Below are 7,872 nucleotides of genomic sequence, written 5' to 3'. Positions count from 1 at the left end.
TCCGAGCCCTTGCGACAGCCGACGTTTGCCGCGACCTCCTGCTTAAAGCCCTCGCCCTCGGCAAAATGAATAGGGACGATACCCGGGTTTTGGGCCATATAGCCCTTCTCGTTCTCGGTGTTGTAAGTCACGGCGTCGCACGTGCCCTGCAGCAGATTCGAGAACACCGTGGGGACGGAGTCGACCGGGTTCTTGTGCACAACGCCCGGAATCTCGTCGATGACGGTGTCGAGCATGGTGTCCTTTTGGCCGAGTACCGTGGCACCGCTAAAGTCGCTGAGCTTGGTGGCGTTTTGGTAGGGGGAACCCTCTTTTACGAACAGGCCAAAGTAGCCAATGAAGTACGGGTCGGAGAAGCCGACCGACTCCTCGCGCTCGGGCGTGGCGCTCATACCGGCGATGATGAGGTCGATCTGGCCGTTGTTGAGCGAATCGATGAGGCCCGAGAAGCTCTGCTTGACGGCAACGGGCTCGCCACCGAGGGCCTTGCAGACGATCTTGGCGATCTGCACGTCGTAGCCATCGGCATAGGCGCCCTGCACGTTGTCGATGGGGATAGTGTACTCACTGGCTTCGGAAACCTGCCAGTTGTACGGGGCGTAGGCCGCCTCCATGCCAATGCGGATCTTGTCCTTGCCGATCACGGAATCGGACAGGTCGTCGCGACCGCCGCCCGTCGTGGGCTGAACCACCTTGAGCGTGGACGGACGCTGACAGCCGGCGAGCGCGCCGGCGACGACGGAAGCGCTCGCAGCGAGAGCGCTACCCAAGAAGATGCGACGGCTGCACACCGGCTGTGGATGCGCGTCGCGCTGATGGGGAGAATGCATAATCTGCCTTCCCTGTTGAATCGTATGCTGACGACTTAACAGGATATACGCCAGCGACCAGCAGTGCAGCACAAGCTCGAAAAATTAATAGACACATGGTAGTCATTGGGGACGTCGATGTTTTGGCAATGCCGGCGAGCGACGTCCAGAGCGAACAAGTGGCATGAAAAAGACAAGGCATGACCAGAAGGTCTATGCCTTGCCTTTTGAATGACAAATTATCGCTCTGGACGGCACGCAGCATCGACCGAGCGGCGGAACCTCTAGAGCAAGGTGACGCTAAAGCTGCGTTTATCGGTAGCGCCGGGGGCCAAGGTGATGGTGTTGACCTTGTGCTCAAAGACGTCGTCCTCGGTGGACATGGTGGTGTGACCGGTCCAAGGCTCGAGCGCCACAAACGGAGCGTCGTTGGCGGCAGACCACACGCCGATGTACTTAAAGCCTTCAAAGTCGATCTTGACGCCGTGGCCCGACTTGCGGCCGCGCAGCGTGAGCGTGGAGCCCGGGGTATCGGTGAACATGATGGCGTCGTTATCGAAGCTGCGGTGCGTGATGGGCAGCACGTCCGAGTTATCGGGGGCCTTGTAGCTACCCTCGAACGTCATAAGGCCATCGGGCGTGATGACGGGGGCCTCGTTAGTCCAAGCCTCGGTAAACGCCAGCTCGTAATCCTCGAACGCCTCGTCCTCGGCGCCGGGGGCGGGCACGTTAAATGCGGGGTGGCCGCCCACCGAGAACGGCAGGTCCACGTCGCCGGTGTTGGTGACGGCAAAGGTCTGCGTAAGGGTGGCGTCGCCGGTCAGGGCATAGGTCATGTTGAGCTTAAAGTTGAATGGGAACGCCTTGAGCGACTCGGGCGTGTCGGTGAGCTCGTAGGTAACGGACGAACTGTCCTCCGACACCTCGACGATCTTGTGCTCGACAATGCGTGCGATGCCGTGGCGCGCCATCTCGCAGGTGCCGGCGGCAGACGTCGCCGTGTTGTTGCGCAGCGATCCCACGATAGGGAACAGGATGGGCGCGTGCTTGCCCCAAAAGGCCGGGTCGCCCTGCCACAGATACTCATTGCCGTTGAGGGCAAGGCTCGTGAGCTGGGCGCCCATGGAATCGATGGCCGCGGTGAGGCCGCCGCGCTTGATGGTAGTGACGGTGGACATGCTACTTCCTCCAATAGTAAACAACAGTGTCGAGGATTATTGTCCCACTCTTGGCAGCAGGGCTGAGCGGCAGGCGCAGTTATTGAGCAATAGCGTAAAGGTCAAACCCGCCCTGCGGAGTGCTATCGACCGTATCGGGCGCCTGCGAGTTAAAGCTCACGGGAACCATGCGCTTTGAGGCGCGGAAGCGCGTGCCGTCGGTGGCGACGGGCGGTTCGTCGACGGTGAGCTCGTAGTCGCCGGGCTTGAGCTCGATGCCGTCACCAGCGGAATTGACGTATTGATACTCGTCAATCGTCTGCCCTTTGAGCGTACGCCCCACGATGTGGATGAGCATTTGGCTGTCGCCACGCGCGGTGTCCCACATCGCGCCGTCCTTGACCTCGACCGACACATGTACCGAGCGCGTGCGGCTGAGCGATTGCTCGACAGACATCTCGACCTTGGCGGCGTCTTGACGCTGCTGCTCGACATGGCTCCAAACGCTACCGATTGCCGAGCAGGCGATAACGCCGGCCATGAAGGCGATGAGGATGGGGCCGAGCGGAGAACGGCGGCCCGTGTCTTCCTCACGAGCCAGGTCGGGGCGATGTGTGGGCGCAGGCGCCTGGGCGCCTTGCGCGGGCACGTCGAGAATGCTGAAGGATGCCGTGCTGTCGGGGTCGATGGTGTGACGCGGCTGCGGGATCTTTGCCGGCGAGATGGACATGTCCGCCGGCTCACCGAGTGTGGCCGTGGCATCGGCCTTAGCCTCATCGGCCTCGGCTTGGGCCCAAGCCTGCTCAAAGGTCAGGGGCTCGGCGGCATCGGAGGCGGCATCAGGCTCGACAGCGGCATCGTTGCCGGTCTCGTCCTCGTCGCTCGACACGTCACGCGACGCGGGCTCGTCCCACTCCTCGTCCGGAGCCTCGCCCTCGCTATACCACCATTCAAAGTTATCGATATCCATACGGGGCGCCCCTTAGGCCTCGCAAATAAACACTCGCTAGTCTTATACCCCCAGACGGCACCGAAGCTCACCCGCGCCGGACACGAAAACCGTCACAACATTCGACGTTTTTCCTCGTTTTCGAGATTTTCATCGAATGTTGTGACGGTTTAGGCGGCAGCCACGCCGCGAATGTGACAAAGGGACTGCCCCTTTGTCACATTCTGTTAGAGTTGCAGGGATTGAATCCCGCTTATTCATGCGACATTGGAGTGACAACCTTGACCGCCGCAACCACGCCTAAAAGTAAGCCAACCGCCGCCGCGCTCTCCCCCGCGCGCACCAAGCTCTGCCTGGCGCTGCTCGTGCTGTTGGGATTCTCGCTCGGCTGCTCCGAGTTCGTGGTCATCGGCATCGAAAGCGACTTGGCAACGGAACTCGGCATATCACTTGCCACTGCGGGCCAGCTCATCAGCGTGTTTGCGCTCGTCTACGCTATCGCGACGCCGGTGCTCGCGCTCAGCACGGGGCGATTCCGCCGCTACCAGCTGCTCGTGTGCTATAGCGTCGTCTTTGTGCTCGGCAACCTGGTCATGGCGTTGGCTCCCAACTTCCAGGTGCTGTTTATCTCACGCATTGTCCTGGGCTCTGTCTCGGGTGCGCTGCTCGCCGTGGGCGTGACGTACATCCCTGAGCTGCTATCCCCGCAGCAAACCTCACTTGCCATCTCGGTCGTGTACGGCGCGTTTTCCGTGGCGATGGTCTTTGTGACCTCGATTGGCAAGTTTGTGGCCGACACACTCGATTGGCACGTGGCCATGTACGGCACGCTGACCTTTGCCGTTTTGATCTGTAACGCGCTCGTGGCGTTTATGCCTCGCGCCGGGCAGACCGATGAGCCCGCCACCTTCCGCGAGCAGGCGGGGCTACTACGCGAGCCGAGTATCATCACCGGCATGCTCATCTTCTTGTTTGGCGTGGGCTCGGTCTACGTATTCTACGGCTACGTGACGCCTTATCTGGAGCAGGTGCTGGGCATGGATACCGTTCAGGCGAGCACCACACTTATGGCCTATGGCGCGTTCTGCCTGATCTCGAACATCCTGGGCGGATGGATCGATGCGCGTTTTGGCATGAAGGCGCTGCTGGTTACGTTTGTGCTGCAGGCGGCGGCACTGCTCGGGCTGTTTGCCGTGGGCGCCGCCATGCCGCTCGCGCTGGTCTTTGTCTTTAGCCTGGCGATGCTCATGTACCTGTTCTCGGTCTCATGCATCACGCACTTTATGGACGTGGCACGCAGCCGCCATCCCAAGTCGATGGTACTCGCAAGTTCGGTTGAGCCCATGGCGTTTAACGTCGGTATCTCGTTTGGCACCGCAGTGGGCGGCGCCGTGGTAAGCAGCATTGGCATTGCGTACGTGGGTGCAGTGGGCGCCGCGTTCTCGCTTGTGGCCTGGACGCTCACGCTGGTGACGATTAAGCTGGCTCGCTGGGAACGCAAGAGGGCGATGGCGCAGGCGTAGATGCGATACTCGAGCTCGATGATGGCGATCGAAAGGAAACCGCATATGCAACGTGTACTGTTCATCTGCTATGGAAACATCTGCCGCTCGACGATGGCCGAGTCCGTGTTTACCGAGCTGGTGCGCCGCGCTGGACGCGAGGCGGAGTTTGTCATTGATTCCGCTGCAACGTCGACCGAGGAGATCGGCAACCCGCCGCATCACGGTACCGTTGCCAAGCTACGCGAGGTCGGGATTCCCGTCGTCGCACATCGCGCACGTCAGGTGCGTCGCGCGGAGTATGGCGACTGGGACCACATTGTCTATATGGACGACGAGAACGCCCGCGGCCTGTACCGAATTTTTGGGAAGGACCCCGATGGCAAGATCTCGCGCCTGCTCGATTGGACCGATCGCCCCGGCGACGTAGCCGATCCCTGGTACACCGGCAATTTCGACGCCACCTACCGCGACGTACTCGACGGCTGCACCGCTATGCTCGAGCAGCTGTAGGCAAACGAGGTCGCGGGCCACGCCTTTGTCACATCCGGGACTGGCCCTAGACCGGCTTGACCTCCAGCTTTATCCCCTCGGCGCAGGAGTCGCCCAAAACATCCGAAAGGGCCCAGGTCGCATATAGCGGCAAATAGAGAACTGCTCCGTTGCGCTCAACGTTGCCTCTCGAGAAAACAATCCCGAGCCTTACGCCATATTCAGCCGTATCAAGCACATGACCGAGCGCAGCGTGCGCGTGGTAATAGGAGCCCGATTTAACCTCGATCGGAACAGCCGTCCCATCCGGTCCATCGACCACAAAGTCCACTTCACCGCGCTTTTTTGTCTGATAGTAGTAAAGCTGGCGATTTTGGGCGGCCAGCTGCTGGGCCACCACGTTTTCGTAAATGCCGCCCAGATTGGGCTCCTTGCTATCAAGATACGCCGCTTGGGCGACTCCAACGGGGTAGCGCGCCATCAACATGCCCGTATCCGATTGATATAGCTTGAACTGCGATGGTCGTGCTGACTTGAGCAGGGGCGATTTTGGCTCGGTTACGATATCGGCTTTGAGAGCAACGCCGGCATCGACAAGCCATACAAAATCTCGCTGATACTTCTCGTAGTGAGCCTTGGGGTCAATGGAATTGAGCACGAAGCGCTTGTTTTCGCCCTCGAGCATAATAGGGAGCTGATCGTAGATGCTCTGCACCTAAAGGGCTCGCCCGCTTGCATACTCGGAGATATCCCGCCGGTACTGTTCGTTGAGCTCTGACTGTAGCTGACGAACAGAGGCAAGGTCGCCCCGCGTGTCAAGGAAACGTTGCACGACCTCCGGCATTCCGCCGACAACGGTATAGGTCCTGAAGTTTGCCATCATCGCGTCATGAATGTAATCGGGAATGGGCCTCTCGCTGATACACGCGTCACGTATCGTTTGGCGAGCCCCCTCGCTCACCCCGATTGCCCAGCAAAACTCCTCAAAATCGAGCGGGAACATCCTAAGCTCGTGAACATACCCCACGGGATAGGACCTGACGCCCTTGAACTGAGTCCCGAGCATTGACCCCGAAAACGCCCAGCGGCACCTCCCGTCCTCAACAAGGAACTTTGCCATCGTCATGATGTCGGGGGCCTCTTGGACCTCATCGATAAACACGAGCGTTTTGCCTGGTGCAATCGACTTTCCCGAAAGAAGCGTCACCCTGCTGATGAAATCATCGGCATTCCGCGCCTCGAGAAGAGCATCTTTTGCCTGGCGGTTTTCCATGAGGTTAAGCTCGATGTAGGTTGCATGGTTGGCTTTGCCAAATGCACGAATCGAATAGCTTTTGCCAATCTGGCGAGAACCCGTAATGAATAAGGCCTTTTGCTCGGAAGACTTCAGCCAACGCTCCAGCTCTGCCGCTATTTTCCTACGCAGCATAGGCTCTCTCTCCTCGGTGTCATCAAATGAAATGCAGAGTTTTACACGCTTGATTATCGATGAAATGTGGAATTTTTAGAACTTAAAATCGGATAAAATGCAGAGATTTGAGATCACAAGCATAATAGAGGGAGCACTACCGGCGAATGTGACAAAGGAACTGTCCCTTTGTCACATTGCGCTCAACTACTCGTCGACGATCTCAGCAAGCCAAACGTTCAGCGTATCAACCTCGGGGCAGCAGAACTTTGCCGTACCGGGCTCGTTGCCAGGCACGGTTCCGCCATAGCGCAGGATATCGATATAGGGAAAGCCCACATGGCAGGCCATGGCGCACATCTTGCCGCGATCTCGGTCGAAGTCAAAAACGTCGCCCGGCTTGTGGCCATGGTGGCAGCGACACGCACCCAGCTGGTCCACGCAGCTCACGCGGATACGCGGCCGCTTGCCCCGCGGCGCGCCGAGCGGCCTGTTCTCGCCCGCTGCCTCGGTGCTGCTCTCGTCGGCGCTACTCATGGTCAACCACATCCAGGCAGGCCTCGATGGGAAGGCCGGCCGATTTGTCCTCTTGGTCGGCATTGCGTTCGATAAGCTCTGCCACCACGCGCATGGCATCGGACGTCGCGCGCTGCAGACTCCAGCCTGCCATAACGCGGCCGACGAGCACCGCCGAGAACGTGTCGCCCGTGCCCGGGAAATAGACCGGAATGAGCTCAAAGGGAATCGTAAAGTACTCCCCCGCCACATGGTCGTAACCAATAACCGCGTTCGTGCCATTGACTACGGCGCTCGTAATGACCACCGACTTGGCACCCAGCTCGCGCACGGCGTCCACAAGGGCGCGGGCTTCATCGGGCGTAATTTGCTCGACGATAGGCGTGTCGGTGAGCAAACAGGCCTCGGTGTAGTTGGGAACCGCGTAGTCGGCGCACTCGAGCAGGTGCCTCATGAGACCGATCGTGGACTCGGGCACGCCCGCATAGAGCTTGCCGTTGTCGCCCATGATGGGGTCGACAAACACCTTGGTGCCCTTCTGCGCACGGCGGTGGCAAAAGTCTGAGATGATGCGCGTCTCTTCCTCGGTCACGATAAAGCCGGTCGAGATGGCGTCGAACTCAAAGCCGAGCTCTTCCCAGATGGCAAGACTCTGACGCACGTACTCCGTGGTGTCGTGGATGTAGAACTTGGGGTAGTTGAGCGTATCGGAAACGAGCGCCGTCGGCAGGTTATGGATACGGTAGCCCATGTGCGACAGCACCGGCAGCATGGCAGAAAGCGCGACCTTGCCGTAGCCGCACATATCGTTGATCAGCAGCAGCTGAGTGTTCTTCATGAGGGTCTCCCTTGTTTCGGGCGCGGCGCAGCAGCGCCATAGTGCGACTAAGTTTAGCGCAGGGAACGTTGTGAGCGGAGTCGAGCGGCACGAAGGGCAAATTGTTGCGGAAAGGTTACGGAAAATGATCCCTTTTCCTCCGTCCCTAAGCTAGTCGTTGGGGACGTTCTTAAATGACTAGTCAAACACTGTCTCTTATAC

The 7,872-nt window shown here is 59.4% G+C and carries 9 protein-coding genes; 2 read left to right on the top strand and 7 right to left on the bottom strand.

Annotated elements, in window-relative coordinates; all coding sequences use genetic code 11:
* The 3 genes from AB5767_RS09885 to AB5767_RS09875 form a co-directional block, all read right to left on the bottom strand.
* Positions 1–830: transporter substrate-binding domain-containing protein (locus AB5767_RS09885; protein WP_368153328.1), on the bottom strand; the 830-nt coding region annotated here is incomplete at its 3' end.
* 263 nt (positions 831–1,093) lie between these two features.
* Positions 1,094–1,987, bottom strand: coding sequence for an aldose 1-epimerase family protein (locus AB5767_RS09880; RefSeq protein WP_368131956.1), 894 nt, complete (start codon positions 1,985–1,987; stop codon positions 1,094–1,096).
* A 79-nt stretch (positions 1,988–2,066) separates the two neighbouring features.
* Complete coding sequence (locus AB5767_RS09875; protein ID WP_368131957.1) at positions 2,067–2,936, bottom strand: hypothetical protein; 870 nt, start codon at positions 2,934–2,936, stop codon at positions 2,067–2,069.
* Positions 2,937–3,187: 251 nt separating this feature from the next.
* Here AB5767_RS09875 and AB5767_RS09870 point away from each other — a divergent pair, with 251 nt between their 5' ends.
* Together AB5767_RS09870 and AB5767_RS09865 are read left to right on the top strand one after the other, a co-directional pair.
* Positions 3,188–4,438 (top strand): MFS transporter, encoded by a 1,251-nt coding sequence (locus tag AB5767_RS09870; RefSeq protein WP_368131958.1) that lies wholly within the window; start codon positions 3,188–3,190, stop codon positions 4,436–4,438.
* Between the two features lie 45 nt (positions 4,439–4,483).
* A complete protein-coding gene (locus AB5767_RS09865) occupies positions 4,484–4,930 on the top strand; it encodes a low molecular weight protein-tyrosine-phosphatase (protein WP_368131959.1) in 447 nt (148 codons plus the stop codon).
* A gap of 46 nt (positions 4,931–4,976) precedes the next feature.
* On the opposite strand, the gene AB5767_RS09860 is transcribed toward AB5767_RS09865, so the two are convergent.
* The 4 genes from AB5767_RS09860 to AB5767_RS09845 all read right to left on the bottom strand — a co-directional run bounded on the left by AB5767_RS09860 (position 4,977) and on the right by AB5767_RS09845 (position 7,671).
* A complete protein-coding gene (locus tag AB5767_RS09860) occupies positions 4,977–5,594 on the bottom strand; it encodes a DUF4143 domain-containing protein (protein WP_368132899.1) in 618 nt (205 codons plus the stop codon).
* A 30-nt stretch (positions 5,595–5,624) separates the two neighbouring features.
* Positions 5,625–6,338 (bottom strand): ATP-binding protein, encoded by a 714-nt coding sequence (locus tag AB5767_RS09855; protein ID WP_368131961.1) that lies wholly within the window; start codon positions 6,336–6,338, stop codon positions 5,625–5,627.
* 186 nt (positions 6,339–6,524) lie between these two features.
* Entirely contained in the window at positions 6,525–6,854 is a 330-nt protein-coding gene (locus AB5767_RS09850; RefSeq protein ID WP_368131962.1) for a TIGR04076 family protein, read from the bottom strand.
* On the bottom strand, positions 6,847–7,671 hold the full coding sequence (locus AB5767_RS09845; RefSeq protein ID WP_006235683.1) for a PfkB family carbohydrate kinase: 825 nt from the start codon (positions 7,669–7,671) through the stop codon (positions 6,847–6,849). Before AB5767_RS09845 ends, AB5767_RS09850 begins: the two co-directional genes overlap by 8 nt.
* Between the last annotated feature and the right edge of the window lie 201 nt (positions 7,672–7,872).

Origin of the sequence: Collinsella aerofaciens (assembly GCF_040926265.1) — a bacterium.
Taxonomy (GTDB): domain Bacteria; phylum Actinomycetota; class Coriobacteriia; order Coriobacteriales; family Coriobacteriaceae; genus Collinsella; species Collinsella aerofaciens_BB.
This window is presented reverse-complemented; position numbering and strand designations above follow the sequence as displayed.

Coding starts and splice junctions, on each gene's coding strand:
- AB5767_RS09880 (WP_368131956.1), bottom strand. CDS start 1,987: ATGTCCACCGTCACTACCATCAAGCGCGGCGGCCTCACCGCGGCCATC.
- AB5767_RS09875 (WP_368131957.1), bottom strand. CDS start 2,936: ATGGATATCGATAACTTTGAATGGTGGTATAGCGAGGGCGAGGCTCCG.
- AB5767_RS09865 (WP_368131959.1), top strand. CDS start 4,484: ATGCAACGTGTACTGTTCATCTGCTATGGAAACATCTGCCGCTCGACG.
- AB5767_RS09860 (WP_368132899.1), bottom strand. CDS start 5,594: ATGCTCGAGGGCGAAAACAAGCGCTTCGTGCTCAATTCCATTGACCCC.
- AB5767_RS09855 (WP_368131961.1), bottom strand. CDS start 6,338: ATGCTGCGTAGGAAAATAGCGGCAGAGCTGGAGCGTTGGCTGAAGTCT.
- AB5767_RS09850 (WP_368131962.1), bottom strand. CDS start 6,854: ATGAGTAGCGCCGACGAGAGCAGCACCGAGGCAGCGGGCGAGAACAGG.
- AB5767_RS09845 (WP_006235683.1), bottom strand. CDS start 7,671: ATGAAGAACACTCAGCTGCTGCTGATCAACGATATGTGCGGCTACGGC.